This window comes from Hydrogenophaga sp. PBL-H3 (assembly GCF_010104355.1).
Taxonomy (GTDB): domain Bacteria; phylum Pseudomonadota; class Gammaproteobacteria; order Burkholderiales; family Burkholderiaceae_C; genus Hydrogenophaga.
Genome location: NZ_CP044972.1, coordinates 2,979,435 through 2,995,114, shown reverse-complemented (window position 1 = coordinate 2,995,114; position 15,680 = coordinate 2,979,435). Strand labels below are relative to the sequence as shown.

The following is a 15,680-nucleotide window of genomic DNA, read 5'->3' as shown; positions in this document are numbered from 1 at the left end:
CAAAATCGAACGGTCGTTCTAATCTTCACTGAGGGCTTGCATCGTGGCATACAGCATGGACTTGTCGGGCCGCGTTGCCCTGATCACTGGTGCATCGGGCGGCCTGGGCGAACAGTTCGCCAAAACCCTGGCCAAGGCCGGCGCCGCCGTGGTGCTGGCCAGCCGCCGCACCGACCGCCTCATGGCCCTGCGTGCGCACATCGAAGCAGAGGGCGGTGATGCCCACGTGGTGGCCATGGACGTGACCGACCACGCCTCGATCAAGGCAGCTGTGGCACACGCCGAAACCGAGGTGGGCGCGATCGACATCCTCGTCAACAACTCGGGCGTGAGCACCACGCAGCGCCTGCAGGATGTGAGCGAGGAAGACTACGACTACATCTTCAACACCAACACCAAGGGCGCGTTTTTCGTGGCGCAGGAAGTGGGCAAGCGCATGCTGGCCCGCGCCAAGGGTGCCGCGCCGGGCACCTATGTGGGTGGGCGTATCGTCAACATTGCCTCCATGGCGGGCCTGAAGGTGCTGCCGCAGATCGGCGTGTACTGCATGAGCAAGGCTGCCGTGGTGCAGATGACCAAGGCCATGGCGGTGGAGTGGGGCAAGTTCGGCATCAATGTGAACGCCATCTGCCCGGGCTACATCGACACCGAGATCAACCACCACCACTGGCAGACCGAGCAGGGACAGAAGCTCATTGGCATGCTGCCGCGCAAACGCGTGGGCGTGCCGACCGACCTCGACGCGGTGCTGGTGATGCTGTGTTCGAGCGAGAGCCATTTCATCAATGGCGCGGTGATCGCCGCCGACGACGGCTTTGGCGCATAAATGAACGTTGCTGTCATGGGCCGGCCTTCAGGCTGGCCGCCGGGCATGGTCACCGGCATCCTGGCCGGCGTGGGGGCCGGCGCTTTCTGGGGCACGACCTTCGTTGCACCCTTGATCGCACCGGGCTTCAGCTCGATCGACCTCACCGTGGGCCGCTACCTGGCGTGTGGCCTGCTCTCGGTGGTGCTGTTGCTGTGGGCTGCGTTGCGTGGCAACGCGCAGCGCCCCACGCTGGCCCAGGCGGGTGCGGCGCTCTGGCTCAGCCTGCTGGGCTACACCGGTTACTACCTGCTGCTGGTGCTGGCCATCCAGGCCGCGGGTGCGGCCTTGCCCGTGCTCGTCATCGGCACCATTCCACTGTGGATCATGTTGCTGGGCAAGCCCCGTGGCTTGCTCTGGCGTTCGCTGGTGCCGGGCTTGTTGCTCACGGTCGCGGGCATGGTGCTGATGATGCAGGTCACGGAGCACGGGCAGGGCGACGGTGAGGGCACGAACCTGTGGCTGGGCATCGCCTATGCCGTGCTCGCCATGCTGTCGTGGACCGCGTTTGGCTTGCTCAATGCCCGGTGGCTGGCCAGGCACCCCGAGGTGAATTCCACCCTTTGGGCCAACTGGCTGGGTGTTGCCGCGGGGGCTGGCGCTCTGGCCATCTGGGCAGTGGCGGGCACCGATCTGGCTTCGCTGGTCTCCCGCCCCGGTTTCGGTACCTTCGTGGCCGTGTGCGCTGTCACCGGCATTGGTGCGGCCTGGGTGGCCTCGGTGCTCTGGAACATGGCCAGCCGGCGGCTGAGCGCCAGTCTGGCCGGCCAGCTCATCGTCAGCGAGACCGTGTTTGGCCTTGTCTACAGCTTCGCCTGGGACGGCGCCTGGCCTGCTGCCTTGCAGTGGGCGGCGTGCGCGTTGTTCGTCCTGGGCATCCTCGCGTCCATCAAGGCCCACCGATGAAGTTCGAACTGCCCGAGAAGAAGAAAGAAGTGTTTCGCATGACCATTCCCATTCGATGGGGTGACATGGACGCGATGGGGCACGTGAACAACACCATCTACTTCCGCTACCTGGAGACCATCCGCATCGAATGGATGCGCGGCATCGGATGCCAGCCCGACCCGCAAGGCGAAGGGCCGGTGATCATCAACGCCTTCTGCACCTTCCACAAACAGCTGGAGTACCCGGGCGACGTGATTGCCACGATGTACGCGAGCGATGTCGGTCGCACCAGCTTCGAGACCTGGTGCACCCTCACCCGGGCCGATGATCCGCAGACGCTGTACGCCTCGGGTGGCGCGACCACGGTGTGGGTGAACTTCCCGAAGCAGAAGTCGGCGCCCATCCCGGACTCCCTGCGGCGCATCCTCGAGGGCTGAGGCGCCACCTTCATCGTCTTGGCGCCTTGCCCGCCGTTTCGATCGAGCGCTCGATCGCCGCGGTGAGTTCGTCGAGCGATTTCTGCTTCTCCAGCACCGTTGAAACGCCCTGCGCCAGGCACAGGCGCTTGAGTTCATCGCTCACATACCCCGAGATGAGGATGGCGGGCAGGTCGGGGCGAAGCTCTCGCGCAACACGAATCACGGCCAGCCCCGACTGCCCCGGCATGTTGTAGTCGGTCACCAGCACATCGACATCGTCCGGGTGCTCGCCCAGCACGCGCAGCGCCAGCGCAGGATCGTGGAACACGCGGACCTCGAAGCGCGCGCGCTTGAGCAAGCGCTCCACCATGCGTGCCATCGTCTCGTCGTCGTCGATGTAGAGCACACGTTCTCCGTTGCCCATCACGCGCGGCATGCCCTCGTGGGCCGAGGGCGCGGCGGCTTCGGCCGGGCCCTCGGACACCGGCAGGAAGATGTCGAACCGTGTGCCGCCGCCCAGGCTGGTGTCCAGTGTGATGGCGCCGTCGTGCGATCGCACGATGCCATGCACCACGGACAGCCCCAGGCCCGTACCCTGGCCAGGGCTCTTGGTGGTAAAGAAGGGCTCGAACACGCGAAGGCGGGTGGCCTCGTCCATGCCGCAGCCGTTGTCCTCGACGCTCAGGCGGATGTAGGACCCCGGCAGCAGGGCACCCAGCGATACCGTCGAGGCATCCACCTTGACGATCGATGTGCTCACCGACAGGCGTCCGCCCGCCTCGCCCAGTGCATGCCAGGCGTTTGTGCACAGGTTCAACAGCACCTGTTCGATCTGCGTGCGGTCGATCAGGGCGCATGCATGCTGGTCGTCCAGCCGCTCGTCGAGCACCACGTTGCGCGGCAGGGTCGAGCGCAGCAGCGTGAGGGTCTCTTCGATGATCGGGCGCAGGGGCTGCACGGTGCGCAGCGGCGCTTCCCGCCGACTGAAGCTGAGGATCTGGTTGACCAGCGCGCGCGCCCGCGAACCCGACTTCCGGATCTGCGACAGGCCCAGCAATGCCTCGCCCTTGTCGCCACGCTGCACGTCTTCGATGACCATGTTGGTGTTGCCCAGGATCGCGGCCAGCACGTTGTTGAAGTCGTGCGCAATGCCGCTGGCCAGTGTGCCGATCGACTCCATCTTCTGGGACTGGTTGAGCTGCTCTTCGAGCTTCTTGCGGGCGGCGCCGACCTCGATGCGTTCGGTGATGTCGGTGGCCACGCCGTCCCAGGCGACGGAACCGTCGCTCAGCCGGCGCGGCGCGGCTGCGAAGTGCATGTGCCGTTGCACGCCGTCGGGGCGCACCAGGCGCACCTCGACATCGAAGTTCGACATGCTTTCCAGCGAACGGGCCTCGGCGGCCCGCATCAGCGGCATGTCTTGCGGCAGGATCAGTCGCTCCAAGCATCGGGGGTCGCGCGCCAGATCGGTGGCGCTGATGCCGCAGATGCGGTCGATGGAGTCGGACACCTCGGTGTAGGTCAGCGCACCGTCGGGCCGCCGCACCAGCTGGTACAGCACCGAATTGAGCAGGTTGGCACCGAGCGTGCGCATGCGCTCCTGGTTCTCCCGGATCAGCGCCTCGGAGGCCTTGAGCGCCTCGAAGGGCGCCCGGATGCCGGTGATGAAGATGGCCCGGTACAGCAGGGCATAAGCGATCACCTTGTACAGGTGACCGGCGATGTTCTGGAAGTCCGACGGTGCCTTGTACTGCGTGAAAGCCAGGCCCCCCATGCCCATGAAGAAGCTGGAGAGCGCGAGCAGCGCCTTCTCTCGCGAGTGCTCCCGGCGCGACTGGTGTCCCAGGTACAGCGCCAGTGCCAGGTTGGTCGCGCACAGCACGTACTCGAAACCCGCCTTGAACGGCGTGACGCCTTGACCCTCCACAAACGTCGCCGGGAAACGATCGAGATGGAAAGACCCGAAGATGATCAACGCTGCGGAAACCACCACGGCCAGCAGCAGCGGGGTCCAGCGAGAACCGCGCAGCACCAGTGAGAACGCCACCGCCGCCAGGGTGAGCGCCTCGGCCGTTCGCCCCATCAACCAGAAGAAGATCGCCTGCGGCGTGGAGCTCTCGGTGATGAATGCCGGCATGCCGCGGTAGGTCAGCACATGCATCACGTCGCACGCCATCACCACCAGGAAGCCCGCCACGAAGATCTGGGCGCTGGGCCGGCGGTGCTGCTCGAAGGTGTGCCAGGCCGAGGCGACCACCAGGCCGGCGATCAGGATGGCGAACAGCTCGAGCACGGCATGAACCCCCAGCATGCGCGAGCTCAGCCAGGCCGACGAGGTGCCGGCCGGGGCTGCCATCAGCACCACCATGCCCAGCACGGCCAGTGCGCAGATCAGCAGCGTGCTCGGGCGTGTGGGTGGGCTCATGTCGGTCGGGCTCAGGCCGCCTTGGCCTTGGGCTGCCGCCCCAGCAGGTAGAACTCGGGGTTGGGCGCCATGCCGGTCACGTTGGCCATGCGGTTGGACAGACCGAAGAACGCGGTGATGGCCGTGATGTCCCAGATGTCTTCGTCGTCGAAGCCGTGCAAATGCAGCGCCGCGAAATCGGCGTCCTCCACCTCGTTCGAGCGTTGGCAGACCTTCATCGCGAAATCGAGCATGGCGCGCTGGCGCGGGCTGATGTCGGCCTTGCGGTGGTTCACCGCCACCTGGTCGGCCACCAGGGGTTTTTTCTCGTAAATGCGCAGGATGGCGCCGTGGGCGACCACGCAATAGAGGCAGTGGTTGGCCGCGCTGGTGGCGGTGACGATCATCTCGCGGTCACCCTTGCTGAGGTGGCCACCCTCCTTGAGCATGAGCGCGTCGTGGTAGGCGAAGAAGGCCCGCCACTCGGCCGGGCGGCGGGCGAGCGCCAGAAACACGTTGGGAATGAAGCCCGATTTCTCCTGCACCTCCAGGATGCGTGCCTGGATGTCCTGGGGCAGGCTGTTGAGGTCGGGCAGGGGGTAGCGGTGCGCGGTGGTCATGGCGTGAGGCTCCTCGGGTCGTTGGTCGTGTTCGGTACGCAAGTATCGGCCAGGCCTTGGGTTATCGTTTCGACCGGTAATCCCCCCCATTTTCCGGACACCCTCATGGACCCCATCAACGATCCCGAATTCGACCGCGGCCTGGCCATGCGCAAGCAGGTCATGGGCGAGGCCTTCGTGGCCAATGCCTTTGGCAACATGACGCCCTTCACCGAGCCCATCCAGCAGCACATCACCCGCAAGGCCTGGGGCGACGTGTGGCAACGCGGCACGCTCGACCTGAAAACGCGCAGCCTCATCACCGTGGCCATGCTCGCCGCGCTGGGCAAGCAAAACGAACTCAAGGGCCATGTGCGAGGAGCCCTCAACAACGGTGCCACACCCGAGGAGTTGCAGGAGGTGCTGCTGCACGCGGCGGTGTACTGTGGCGTGCCCACGGCGGTGGAGGCGTTTCGCACCGCCGCATCGGTGGTCGAAGCCGACCCCAGCTGATTTTTCAAGGAGCCTTCATGTCATTCAAATTCACCCGCCGTGCCGCACTCGCGGCCACACTCGCCGCCTGCTTCGGGCTGGCACAAGCCCAGTCCACCACCCGCATCCTGGTGGGTTTTCCGCCCGGTGGCGGCACCGACGCGATTGCCCGCATCCTGGGTGAGCGCCTCAAGGAAGAGCTGGGCCATGCGGTGATCGTCGACAACAAGCCTGGCGCGGGCGGGCAGATTGCAGCGCAGGCGCTCAAGGCCTCCGCAGCCGATGGCAACACGCTGTTCCTCAGCCACGATCACAGCATCACCATCCTGCCCATGGTGACGAAGAACCCGGGCTACGAGCCAGCCAAAGATTTTGTGCCGGTGGCGGGCTTTGCCACTTTCGTCAACGCCTTCGCCGTCTCCAGCGGCACACCCGCGCAGTCCTTCAAGGCCTATGTGGACGGTGTGAAGGCCGCCGGCGGCAAAGGCACGGTGGGCATCCCCGCGCCCGCCTCGGTACCGCAGTTCCTGGTGCAGGTGATCGCGAAACAGAACGGGCTGGACCTGGTGGCCGCGCCCTACCGGGGCAGCGCACCCATGATGGCCGACATGCTGGGCAACCAGATCCCGGCCGGCGTGGCCTCCATCCCCGACTTCATCGAGAACCACAAGGCCGGCAAGCTGCGCGTGGTGGCCGTCATGGGTTCGCAGCGCCAGGCCGCCATGCCCGAGGTGCCCACGTTTGCCGAGCTCGGCCTCAAGGGTTTTGAGGATGCGCCGTACTACGGCCTGTTCGCCCCGGCCGGCACGCCCAAGGCCACGCTGGACCGCATCGCCCAGGCGGTGCAGAAGGCGATTGCCCAGCCCGACGTGCGCGAGAAGCTCACCGCCATGGGACTCACCGTGGGCTTCATGACCGGTGAGCAGCTGGGCGCGCGCGAGCAGGCTTACGGCAAGGTGTGGGCGAAGATCATTCAAGAGAGTGGCTTTCAGCCGCAATGAAGTTCGATACCGTTCGACCTGAGCCTGTCCAAGGGCATTCACAAGCGCAAGCTTGAAGGCTTCGACGAGCTCAGCCCGAACGGAAGATCAACCCGCCAGCAATCGATGCACAAGATCGGGCGTGCTGTGTGCCCCGTACTTGCGCATGAGCCGCGCCCGGTAGATCTCCACCGTGCGGTGGCTGATGGCCAGGGCCTTGCCGATCTCCTTGCTGGTCAGGCCGCTCATGAGGTGGGCGGCCACCTCGCGCTCGCGGGCCGTGAGGTCGGCTTTCACGGTGCGGCGTGAGCTCAGGTCTTCAAAGCTCCAGATGCCGGCGGCGTGCGGCGTCTCGCGCCTCAATGCGCGCCCGGTCACATGGCACCAGAAGGTTTCGTCCTGCAGCCGGCCGCCCACGCGCTTCATGATGCGGTCGTCCGCGTAGGTGCCGCCTTTGCCCAGCAGCGGCGCCATGCGCGCGCCCAGGCGCTCGTATTCGTCGGCGCTGGGGTAGAGGATCTGGAAACTCTGGCCCACGAGTTGCTCGCGCGTGGCACCGAACATCTCGCACAGGGCCTGGTTGCAGTCGACCATGGTGCGTTGGCGCGAGAGCGCCAGACCCACAGGGGCCAGGTCGAAGGCCAGGCGGTAGTCGATGTCCATGGGGTTGTTCTTTACGAAATACTACGTATGCCGTTACGTAGTATCGTACCGGCTTCCTTGCTTCAACCCAGGAGACAGCAACGTGAACAAGATCCACCCGAGCGCAGCCGACGCGCTCAAAGACATCGTGGCCGATGGCCAGCTGTTCGCCGTCGGCGGCTTCGGCCTCTGCGGCATTCCCGAAGCGCTCATCGACGCCCTGCGCGACAGCGGCAAGAAGAACCTCACCGTGATCTCGAACAACGCGGGCGTGGACGGCTTCGGCCTGGGCAAGCTGCTGGAAACGCGCCAGATCACCAAGATGATCTCCAGCTACGTGGGTGAAAACAAGGAGTTCGAGCGCCAGTACCTGGCCGGTGAACTGCAGCTCGAATTCACGCCCCAGGGCACGCTTGCCGAAAAACTGCGCGCTGGCGGCGCCGGCATCCCGGCCTTCTTCACCAAGACCGGCGTGGGCACCATCGTGGCCGAGGGCAAAGAGCTGCGCGAGTTCGACGGCGAAACCTACGTGATGGAGCGCGCGCTCGTTCCCGACGTGTCGCTGGTGAAAGCCTGGCGAGCCGACACCTCGGGCAACCTGCAGTTCCGCTTCACCGCGCGCAACTTCAACCCGGCCGTGGCCATGGCTGGCAAGATCTGCGTGGTCGAGGTGGAGGAGATCGTGGAGAAGGGCGCCATCGCACCCGACCACATCCACCTCCCGGGCATCTACGTGCACCGCATCGTACTCAACGCCACGCCCGAGAAGCGCATCGAAAAGCGAACCATCACAGAGAAGGCGGGAGTCTGATATGCCCTGGAACCAAGACCAGATGGCTGCGCGCGCAGCCCACGAACTCGAAGACGGTTTCTATGTGAACCTGGGCATCGGCATTCCCACGCTGGTGGCCAACTTCGTGCCCGCCGACAAAGAGGTGTGGCTGCAAAGCGAAAACGGCATGCTCGGCATTGGCCCCTTCCCCAATGAAGACGAGGTCGATGCCGATCTCATCAACGCCGGCAAGCAGACCGTGACGACCATCCCGGGCTCCAGCATCTTCGGCAGCCACGACAGCTTCGCCATGATCCGCGGCGGCAAGATCAACCTGAGCATCCTGGGCGCCATGCAGGTGAGCGCCCGGGGCGACCTGGCCAACTGGATGATCCCCGGCAAGATGGTCAAGGGCATGGGCGGCGCGATGGACCTGGTGGCGGGCGTCAAGCGCGTGATCGTGCTCATGGAGCACGTGGCCAGGAAGAAGGACGGCACCGAAGACCTGAAGATCCTCGACCAGTGCTCCCTGCCGCTCACGGGTGTGGGTGTGGTCGACCGCATCATCACCGACCTGGGTGTGATGGACGTGACACCCGAAGGCCTGAAGCTGGTGGAACTGGCACCGGGCGTGACGCGCGAGTTCATCCAGTCCAAGACCGGCCCCGCGCTGATCTGACGGCTATACTCCCTACCGCACCCGTCATTGGGGAGTAGCCGCTCTGCGCCCTGCAGAGGTCTGCGTCAACACACTTGGCCCTCATGGCCATGGCGCCGACAGCCTTCAGCCTGGCAAGACCTTTGACCACACTGCCTCCGGATGGGCCGGGGATGCCGTGTGGTCTTTTGGTTTCTGCCGGCCCTCGGAGCACTGTCTTGGAAGCTTTTCTCATATCCACCGGTATCGTCACCCTCGCCGAAATGGGCGACAAGACGCAATTGCTCGCCCTCGTGCTGGCCGCGCGCTTCAAGCGCCCCTGGCCCATCGTGGCCGGCATCTTCGTGGCCACGGTGCTCAATCACGCGCTGGCCGGTGCCGTGGGTGCCTGGGTCATGGCAGCCATCGGCCCCGACGTGATGCGCTGGGTGCTGGGCATCTCGTTCATCGCCATGGCGGCCTGGATGTTGATCCCCGACAAACTCGACGAAGATGACATGCCACCCCGGCGCGGCATGGGTGTGTTCGTCGCCACCACCTGGGCGTTCTTCCTGGCCGAGATGGGCGACAAGACCCAGATCGCCACGGTGGCGCTGGGGGCCCAGTACGAGCCGCTGGTGGCGGTGGTCATCGGCACCACGCTGGGCATGATGCTGGCCAATGCGCCGGTGGTGTTCTTCGGCGACAAGCTCACCCGGCGGGTGCCCATCAAGCTGGTGCACGGCATTGCTGCGCTGATTTTTGCGGTGCTTGGCGTGCTGACACTGCTGGGTGTCGGCAAGTCGTTCATCGGCTGAGCACCCACAAAAAAAGGCCCCGGGTGGGGCCTTTTGCATGTGTGGAGGTGAAGGGAATCGAAAAACGTCGCCAAGTACTTGTTTTTAATCGACTTTTGATGATGGGAGGTCAATTTGTTCCCCCATCTGTTCCCCCGCTTTGATTCTCGTGCTCACGTCAGATGGCTTTGGAGGCCATCGGTGAAAAACTCATGCGCCCTCGAATCGAGGCGTTGCTGACCGGTGACACACTCACGCACGTCTTCCTCAAGAATAGAACATGCGTGATCCTGCTCGATACGCTTACCCGAACAACTTCTCAGGCGAAAAGTCGTCGGGCAGTGGGTCAAACGGCCTCCGGGGCCCGACCAGTTCCGGTTCCTCTCGGAGCAACTGCGTCCAGCAGATTTTGGTTAGATCAGTGGTCGACTCGCTCAGCAGAAGACGCGAAGCGTGTTGTTGAGTGGCCGTGTTTGACTCACCTTGATTTTCCATGCGAGATTCCTTGGAGTTCAGAAGCGAGTCCTGGATTTAGACCAGATTGAGCCTTCAATCTTTAACCGCGATGGGAGAGGCGTTCCCCGGCGTTCAGCCAAGATTTCTTCTGCAAGCCACTAGCCCCGTCGGACCGCAATCCAAATGGTCTGTACCCAGCCTATGGAGCAAACGGGGAGAAAGACCGAACAGATAAGTATTACAAGGATCAACCCAGCATCATCGTTGGAAGAAAAGGGTCGGCGGGTGAAATTACAAAAACGGAAGTGAAGTACTGGCCTCTCGATGTCACCTATTTCGCCGAGTTTGATCGTCAACGGTACGACCTGCAGTTTCTTTACTACCTTCTAACGACACTGGACCTACCGAGTTTGGCGAAGGGTGTTAAGCCAGGTATCAATCGGAATGAGGTCTACGGAGTGCCAGTCATGGTGCCCTCACTGCCAGAACAGCGCCGCATCGTCGCCATCCTCGACGAAGTCTTCGAGGGCATCGCCACCGCCAAGGCCAACGCGGAGAAGAATCTGCATAACGCCCGCGAACTGTTCGGGCGACTGAGCGCGGCGGTGCTGGACCAGTTTGCTCCGACCAGCCGTACCGTAACGCTCGAAGAGGTGGCGGAGCCGGGGTGCAGCCTGTCTTACGGTATCGTACAGCCCGGCGAAGAGGTAGCCGATGGGCTGCCCGTCGTTCGTCCGGTGGACTTGAACGAAGGCGTCGTTACTCTGGATGGTCTCAAGCGCATCGACCCGGCGCTGGCGAAGTCGTACGACCGGACCACGCTCAAGGGTACACGCGACCGCTGGGTGAACGCTATGGCAGCGTTATGCTGCGCTCCAAGCGCGCCGCGCTGGAGTTGGCAATCGACACTCTGCGAAAAGAAATTGCCGAGTTCCAGGCCATTGTGGTGGAAAGACTAGAACGCGAGATCGACTCGTCGCGTAAAAAGCTGGTAGACGGGCTGTGGCAAGCGGTCAAGAAATCAAAGCCGGCTGAATTGGAGGCTCAGGTCAGCGGCCCCATCACCAGTGAACTGGCCAAGCGATACGTTGACATGGAGCTTGCCCAGGTGTTCCCGGATGCCCGAAGCCTCGTCGGGGAAATGCGATTGGAGTTCCTGCCCAAAGGCGTGACCTATGAAGTGCTGAACGACCCCGAATTCCTGGAGAAGGTGCGTCAGGCATTTCCGCTTGAGGACTTCGACCGCCCCTTCAAAGAGTTTGAGGCAGCGCCCTCTATGCAACCTTCTTTGTTCTCCTTCGGAGGGAGAGCATGAACGAAGCTGAAACCAGAGCCGAACACATCGACCCCGCACTCAACACCGCCGGCTGGGGCGTGGTGGATGGCAGCCGTGTATTACGCGAGCACGGGATTACTCTGGGCCGGCTGCAGGGAAGTGGCGGTAAGGGCGCACGGGCCAAGGCTGAGATAGCGGACAACGTGCTCGTCTATCGCAACACCAAACTGGCCGTTATTGAGGCCAAGGCCTGGAACAAGCCGCTCACCGAAGGCGTCGGTCAGGCCAAGAGCTACGCCGCAAAGCTCGCAGTACGTCATACCTATGCCACCAATGGCCAGGCGATCTACGGCATCGACATGGCTACTGGCGCCGAAGGCGAAGTGGCCAGCTACCCGAGCCCAGACGAGCTTTGGGCTTTGACGTTTGCCGAGCTGAACGCTTGGCGCGACCGTTTCGCCGCCGTGCCCTTCGAGGACAAGGGCGGCACCTGGCAAGGGCGCTATTACCAAGAAATTGCCATCGCGCGTGTGCTGGAAGCTATTGAGGCTGGCCGTGATCGCATTCTGTTGACGCTGGCCACCGGCACCGGCAAGACCTTCATCGCTTTTCAATTGGCGTGGAAGCTGTTCCAGAGCCGGTGGAACCTGAACGACTGGAGGAGCGGTGCAGAGCCCACGCGCCGGCCGCGCGTTCTCTTTCTCGCTGATCGCAACAACCTGGCTGACCAGGCCTACAACGCCTTCTCGGCTTTCCCTGACGACGCTCTGGTGCGCATCGATCCTGCTGATATCCGTAAGAAGGGCCGAGTGCCGAAGAACGGCAGTATTTTCTTCTCCATCTTCCAGACCTTTATGAGCGGGCCGGGCGGGGCACCGTACTTCGGCGACTACCCGACTGACTTCTTCGACTTCATCGTCATCGACGAATGCCACCGTGGCGGCGCCAACGATGAGGGCTCTTGGCGCGCGATCCTCGACTACTTCTCGCCAGCCGTGCAGCTGGGCCTGACCGCCACACCCAAGCGCACCATCAACTCTGACACCTACGCCTACTTCGGCGAACCGGTATTCGTGTACTCGCTCAAGGAAGGTATCAACGACGGATTCTTGACGCCTTTCAAGGTCAAGCAGATCGCGACCACGCTGGACGAGTATGTGTATACGGCTGACGACTTGGTCGAACAGGGTGACATCGAGGCAGGTAGGCGCTACGAAGAAAAAGACTTCAACAAGATCATCGAAATCAAGGAGCGCGAGGCCTACCGGGTCAAGCTCCTGATGAGCATGATCGACCAACGCGAGAAGACCATCGTGTTCTGCGCTACCCAGGTTCATGCCCTGGCGGTGCGCGACCTGATCAACCAGACCAAGACCAGCACAGATCCGCTCTACTGCGTGAGGGTGACGGCCGACGACGGCGCCCTGGGCGACCAACACTTGCGCGACTTCCAGGACAACGAGAAGACCATCCCGACGGTGCTCACCACCTCGCAGAAGCTGTCAACCGGCGTGGATGCTCGCAACGTGCGCAACATCGTGCTGATGCGCCCTGTGGCATCGATGATCGAGTTCAAGCAGATCATCGGCCGTGGCACTCGCCTTTCCGTATTCGAGTTGTATGACTTCGCCCAGTGTCTTGGATTCCCAGCCGGTCATCACGCAACCAGCCCCCGGATAGTCGCCAGGACTTCGGCGCTCTCAGCGTCGAGCTCGGCGATCTCATCAAGGATGTCCTGCGGCGTGCGCAGCGCGACCTCGACGCTACCGTTCGGGTTCTTGACCGACAGATCGTAGGTCGTGGTGTCGAGGCCATGCGGCCCGTCTCGTCGCACCCATGCGACCCGTCTGCCGCATCCATACGACCCGTCGCACTCGCGCTACCCGTCGCACCCATGCGACCCGTAGGGGTAGCACCCATGCAACCCGTCGTACCGGCGCTACCCGTCAGTTTTTCGAGGTTGATGCGGTAACGTCGCGTCATGCCTGGCGCGCCACCCATGCTGTTTTCCAGGACGGAAACAAACTTCGCGTCAATCAAGCCATGTACGACGCGCTGGGCTTGCGATCTGGAGATCCGGGTTTTTTTTGCGATCGCTGCAATGCTGGGGAAGCAGGCGCCAGCGTCGTTTGACCAGTCGGCCAAGGCCAGAAGAGCGAGAAGTTCGGAGCCGCCTTCTGGATAGTTCTCCCAGACCATGCTCATGACTTTGATGCTCATGGCGAAGCATCCATGAAAGAACGGGAGCGCGAACTGATCTGGTTAGTGAATGCCGGGATCACTGCGGCTCCTCAATGGCGTGACGGCGGCGCGCATGCTGTTGCTGGACGATGGGTGGGACGTTGCCGATCTCATGATCGATTTCTGCGTGGCGGCTGTTTGCTGCTTGCGGGCTGATGCGCTTGATCTCCGCGTACATCAAGTCTTTGTAGCGATTCATTTCTGACTTGTCATCGGCCGAGTGCGCGGCCAGCATTGCAAGGCCCAGTTGCTCGATCAGGGCCTTGCGCGCCATGTCTGCAGCCCAAAAGTCAAAGCTGGTCACGACGGTCGCAGTGTTAGGTTCCAAACCTCCGGCGGCATCTTCTGCTTGGGTGATGTTGATCGTCACAGCCACCCCCTTACTCCGACATCAACATCGCGAGCTTTTCCGCGCGCATGGCATGAAGGCGACTCACCACTTCGCGGATCTGTTCATCCGACTGCCCTGCAATGCGCGCTGCATTGATTGCTTTCACCTCATAGTCAGGCCAGCCGCTTGAGCGCGTGCCGATCTTGACCGGCTGAGTCCAAAGTCCCTCACGGATCAGCACGTAGATGCTGGCGTGCGAGCGGTAGCCCGATTCCGCTTTGCACAGTTCCATTCGCCAGATAGCCATAGCTGCCGACCTTTCGCGGCCTTTGCCGCAGTTGTTAAGGTTTTGAGCTTTTCACACTTGCATCGAACCCTCCTATCAGTTTCCGCACCTCCTGCTTCGTGCTTTCTTGCGATTCACGCCTAGGAAAACAGAGGCCTTGGTCACCAACGAAGTCATTCGACGAGCCAAGCCGGCAAGCGTATGTGAGGAATTCAAGGCGGGACTTTGCAGGCCCTTGTAGTGCTCAAGCAGCCAGCGGGAGCGGAATCACGGCCGCGCCAGCTCGCAGCTTGTCGAGGTAGTCAGCCCACGTTTGCATCATCTGCCGACGCTGCCCCAGGTAGTCGGCGCGGTCGTAGGCGCTGCCCAGCGGCCCGATTTTGCCGTGTCCTAGTTGGGCCTCTACCATGTCTGCTGGTATGCCAGGGATTCGTTCGGCAATCATGGTGCGGGCCATTGCCCTAAACCCGTGGGCAACGTGTTCATCGTTGCCAAAATCCAGTCGACGCAGCGCCGCGTTGATGGTGCCGTCACTCATGGGTTTTTTGCGGTCACGTGCTCCCGGAAACACGTAGCGCCCGCTGCCAGTCAACTGTTCAAGCATTTTCAGGATGCGAACCGCTTGGGTGGACAGAGGCACGAGGTGCGGCTTGCCGTTGACTTTCTCATGCTTCTTCCGCTTCATGTCGGAAGGGGGAATCGTCAGCATGGCGCCCTCAAGGTCCACCCACGCCCATTCCATTGCCCGAATATTTCCAGGCCGCTGAAAGAACAGGGCGGATAGTTGCATTGCCGCTAGCGTGGTCGTTTGCCCGGTGTAGCTGTCGATCGCTCGCAGCAGACCTCCGGCTTCGACCGGATCAAGGACTGCTGAAAAGTGTTTCGCTACATGCGGCTTGAGCGCGCCTTTCAGGTCGCCCGCTGGATTGCGCTCGCAGTACCCGGTCTGAATGCCGTAGCGAAACACCTGCCCGGCCATTTGTTGCAAGTCTTGCGCCGTGCTGAGAATGCCCTTTGCCTCAGCCTTGCGAAGTGTGGCAAGAAGGGAAGGGGCTTTGATGTTGCTCAGGGGCAAGCTGCCGATGTGGGGGAACAGGTAAATCTCGTTCATCCGCAGCCACTTGGTCGCATGGCCGTCGCTCCACCCCGCCGCCTTGACGGAGTGGAATTCACGGGCCACCGCTTCAAACGTGGTCGCCCCCGTGGCGGCCTTGGCGATCTTTTCCGCTTGGCGCACCTGGACCGGGTCGGATCCACTGTCACGCGCCTTGCGGGCAAGGTCGCGACCCTCCCGTGCGGCCTTCAAGGTCACGTCTGGATAGCTGCCCAGCGCCAAACGCTTTTCCTTGCCTCCAAACCGGTATTTGGCAAACCACCGCTTGGAGCCATTGGGCGAAATCTCGATGTAAAGCCCGCCGACATCGGCCAGGCGCTTGCGCGATTTCTCGGGCGGGCAGGTGGCGTTTCTACAGGCAGTATCGGTCAACATGGGGGAACACTCCGGGGGAACAAGTTGGCCCCTTTGCGGGGGTACAGGTGATCTGTTCCCCCGATTGTTCCCCCGCCTCGTTCTGTCTGTCAACGTCGTTGCCTGT

Annotated in this window: 17 protein-coding genes, 1 pseudogene and 1 riboswitch; of the genes and pseudogenes, 11 read left to right on the top strand and 7 right to left on the bottom strand. The window is 62.8% G+C overall.

Translation table 11 applies throughout. From position 1 onward, the window contains the following. The first annotated feature begins 43 nt into the window (after window positions 1-43). Genes F9Z44_RS13830 through F9Z44_RS13820 form a run of 3 tightly spaced genes read left to right on the top strand, consistent with a single transcriptional unit; the run spans window position 44 to window position 2,190 of the window. On the top strand, window positions 44-826 hold the full coding sequence (locus F9Z44_RS13830) for an SDR family oxidoreductase (protein ID WP_159607059.1): 783 nt from the start codon (window positions 44-46) through the stop codon (window positions 824-826). Further along, window positions 827-1,771, top strand: coding sequence for a DMT family transporter (locus tag F9Z44_RS13825; RefSeq protein ID WP_236574132.1), 945 nt, complete (start codon window positions 827-829; stop codon window positions 1,769-1,771). It begins immediately after the preceding gene. Next, window positions 1,768-2,190 carry an acyl-CoA thioesterase gene (locus F9Z44_RS13820; RefSeq protein ID WP_159607057.1) on the top strand — a complete coding sequence of 141 codons (423 nt, stop codon included), beginning with the start codon at window positions 1,768-1,770 and terminating at the stop codon, window positions 2,188-2,190. Before F9Z44_RS13825 ends, F9Z44_RS13820 begins: the two co-directional genes overlap by 4 nt. Before the next feature lie 10 nt (window positions 2,191-2,200). Here the strand turns inward: F9Z44_RS13820 and F9Z44_RS13815 are convergent, their stop codons facing one another. Both F9Z44_RS13815 and F9Z44_RS13810 read right to left on the bottom strand, forming a co-directional pair. Next, window positions 2,201-4,597 carry an MASE3 domain-containing protein gene (locus tag F9Z44_RS13815; protein ID WP_159607055.1) on the bottom strand — a complete coding sequence of 799 codons (2,397 nt, stop codon included), beginning with the start codon at window positions 4,595-4,597 and terminating at the stop codon, window positions 2,201-2,203. A gap of 11 nt (window positions 4,598-4,608) precedes the next feature. Next, entirely contained in the window at window positions 4,609-5,196 is a 588-nt protein-coding gene (locus tag F9Z44_RS13810; RefSeq protein WP_159607053.1) for a peroxidase-related enzyme, read from the bottom strand. A 105-nt stretch (window positions 5,197-5,301) separates the two neighbouring features. On the opposite strand from F9Z44_RS13810, the gene F9Z44_RS13805 reads away from it, so the two are divergent. Together F9Z44_RS13805 and F9Z44_RS13800 are read left to right on the top strand one after the other, a co-directional pair. Then, a complete protein-coding gene (locus F9Z44_RS13805) occupies window positions 5,302-5,688 on the top strand; it encodes a carboxymuconolactone decarboxylase family protein (RefSeq protein ID WP_159607051.1) in 387 nt (128 codons plus the stop codon). Between the two features lie 17 nt (window positions 5,689-5,705). Further along, window positions 5,706-6,668 carry a Bug family tripartite tricarboxylate transporter substrate binding protein gene (locus F9Z44_RS13800; protein WP_159607049.1) on the top strand — a complete coding sequence of 321 codons (963 nt, stop codon included), beginning with the start codon at window positions 5,706-5,708 and terminating at the stop codon, window positions 6,666-6,668. Between the two features lie 87 nt (window positions 6,669-6,755). Here the strand turns inward: F9Z44_RS13800 and F9Z44_RS13795 are convergent, their stop codons facing one another. Beyond that, the gene (locus tag F9Z44_RS13795; RefSeq protein ID WP_159607047.1) at window positions 6,756-7,310 is read right to left on the bottom strand and encodes a LuxR C-terminal-related transcriptional regulator; all 555 of its coding nucleotides are present in this window, start codon (window positions 7,308-7,310) and stop codon (window positions 6,756-6,758) included. A gap of 82 nt (window positions 7,311-7,392) precedes the next feature. Between F9Z44_RS13795 and F9Z44_RS13790 the strand changes: the two genes are divergently transcribed. From F9Z44_RS13790 to hsdR, 6 genes and pseudogenes are all read left to right on the top strand, one after another. Further along, complete coding sequence (locus F9Z44_RS13790) at window positions 7,393-8,100, top strand: CoA transferase subunit A (RefSeq protein WP_159607045.1); 708 nt, start codon at window positions 7,393-7,395, stop codon at window positions 8,098-8,100. 1 nt (window position 8,101) lies between these two features. Next, window positions 8,102-8,740, top strand: a complete 639-nt coding sequence (locus tag F9Z44_RS13785; protein WP_159607043.1) for a CoA transferase subunit B — start codon at window positions 8,102-8,104, stop codon at window positions 8,738-8,740. A gap of 17 nt (window positions 8,741-8,757) precedes the next feature. Then, a riboswitch (yybP-ykoY riboswitch) is annotated at window positions 8,758-8,931 on the top strand. A gap of 6 nt (window positions 8,932-8,937) precedes the next feature. Then, window positions 8,938-9,516, top strand: coding sequence for a TMEM165/GDT1 family protein (locus tag F9Z44_RS13780; RefSeq protein ID WP_159607041.1), 579 nt, complete (start codon window positions 8,938-8,940; stop codon window positions 9,514-9,516). Between the two features lie 623 nt (window positions 9,517-10,139). Beyond that, window positions 10,140-10,910 (top strand): restriction endonuclease subunit S, encoded by a 771-nt coding sequence (locus tag F9Z44_RS13775; RefSeq protein WP_159608727.1) that lies wholly within the window; start codon window positions 10,140-10,142, stop codon window positions 10,908-10,910. Then, a complete protein-coding gene (locus F9Z44_RS13770) occupies window positions 10,898-11,266 on the top strand; it encodes a hypothetical protein (RefSeq protein ID WP_159607039.1) in 369 nt (122 codons plus the stop codon). The genes F9Z44_RS13775 and F9Z44_RS13770 overlap by 13 nt, the downstream gene beginning before the upstream one ends. Next, window positions 11,263-12,861: pseudogene (gene hsdR / locus F9Z44_RS13765) on the top strand (EcoAI/FtnUII family type I restriction enzme subunit R); the annotation flags it as partial. The gene F9Z44_RS13770 and the pseudogene hsdR, both read left to right, overlap by 4 nt. Here the strand turns inward: hsdR and F9Z44_RS23280 are convergent. From F9Z44_RS23280 to F9Z44_RS13740, 4 genes are all read right to left on the bottom strand, one after another. Then, window positions 12,809-13,426, bottom strand: coding sequence for a helix-turn-helix domain-containing protein (locus F9Z44_RS23280; RefSeq protein WP_442907289.1), 618 nt, complete (start codon window positions 13,424-13,426; stop codon window positions 12,809-12,811). The pseudogene hsdR and the gene F9Z44_RS23280 overlap by 53 nt on opposite strands. Before the next feature lie 79 nt (window positions 13,427-13,505). After that, window positions 13,506-13,838, bottom strand: a complete 333-nt coding sequence (locus F9Z44_RS13750; RefSeq protein WP_159607037.1) for a hypothetical protein — start codon at window positions 13,836-13,838, stop codon at window positions 13,506-13,508. A 10-nt stretch (window positions 13,839-13,848) separates the two neighbouring features. Next, the gene (locus tag F9Z44_RS13745) at window positions 13,849-14,106 is read right to left on the bottom strand and encodes a helix-turn-helix transcriptional regulator (protein WP_159607035.1); all 258 of its coding nucleotides are present in this window, start codon (window positions 14,104-14,106) and stop codon (window positions 13,849-13,851) included. 223 nt (window positions 14,107-14,329) lie between these two features. Further along, window positions 14,330-15,574: a tyrosine-type recombinase/integrase gene (locus F9Z44_RS13740; RefSeq protein ID WP_159607033.1), complete on the bottom strand. Its 1,245-nt coding sequence runs from the start codon at window positions 15,572-15,574 to the stop codon at window positions 14,330-14,332. Window positions 15,575-15,680 lie beyond the last annotated feature (106 nt).

What these genes read in the sequence shown, in the direction of transcription:
- F9Z44_RS13825 (WP_236574132.1), top strand. Translation starts at nt 827, where the DNA reads ATGAACGTTGCTGTCATGGGCCGGCCTTCAGGCTGGCCGCCGGGCATG.
- F9Z44_RS13795 (WP_159607047.1), bottom strand. Translation starts at nt 7,310, where the DNA reads ATGGACATCGACTACCGCCTGGCCTTCGACCTGGCCCCTGTGGGTCTG.
- F9Z44_RS13785 (WP_159607043.1), top strand. Translation starts at nt 8,102, where the DNA reads ATGCCCTGGAACCAAGACCAGATGGCTGCGCGCGCAGCCCACGAACTC.
- F9Z44_RS13805 (WP_159607051.1), top strand. Translation starts at nt 5,302, where the DNA reads ATGGACCCCATCAACGATCCCGAATTCGACCGCGGCCTGGCCATGCGC.
- F9Z44_RS13740 (WP_159607033.1), bottom strand. Translation starts at nt 15,574, where the DNA reads ATGTTGACCGATACTGCCTGTAGAAACGCCACCTGCCCGCCCGAGAAA.
- F9Z44_RS13810 (WP_159607053.1), bottom strand. Translation starts at nt 5,196, where the DNA reads ATGACCACCGCGCACCGCTACCCCCTGCCCGACCTCAACAGCCTGCCC.
- F9Z44_RS13820 (WP_159607057.1), top strand. Translation starts at nt 1,768, where the DNA reads ATGAAGTTCGAACTGCCCGAGAAGAAGAAAGAAGTGTTTCGCATGACC.
- F9Z44_RS13800 (WP_159607049.1), top strand. Translation starts at nt 5,706, where the DNA reads ATGTCATTCAAATTCACCCGCCGTGCCGCACTCGCGGCCACACTCGCC.
- F9Z44_RS13815 (WP_159607055.1), bottom strand. Translation starts at nt 4,597, where the DNA reads ATGAGCCCACCCACACGCCCGAGCACGCTGCTGATCTGCGCACTGGCC.
- F9Z44_RS13745 (WP_159607035.1), bottom strand. Translation starts at nt 14,106, where the DNA reads ATGGCTATCTGGCGAATGGAACTGTGCAAAGCGGAATCGGGCTACCGC.
- F9Z44_RS23280 (WP_442907289.1), bottom strand. Translation starts at nt 13,426, where the DNA reads ATGGTCTGGGAGAACTATCCAGAAGGCGGCTCCGAACTTCTCGCTCTT.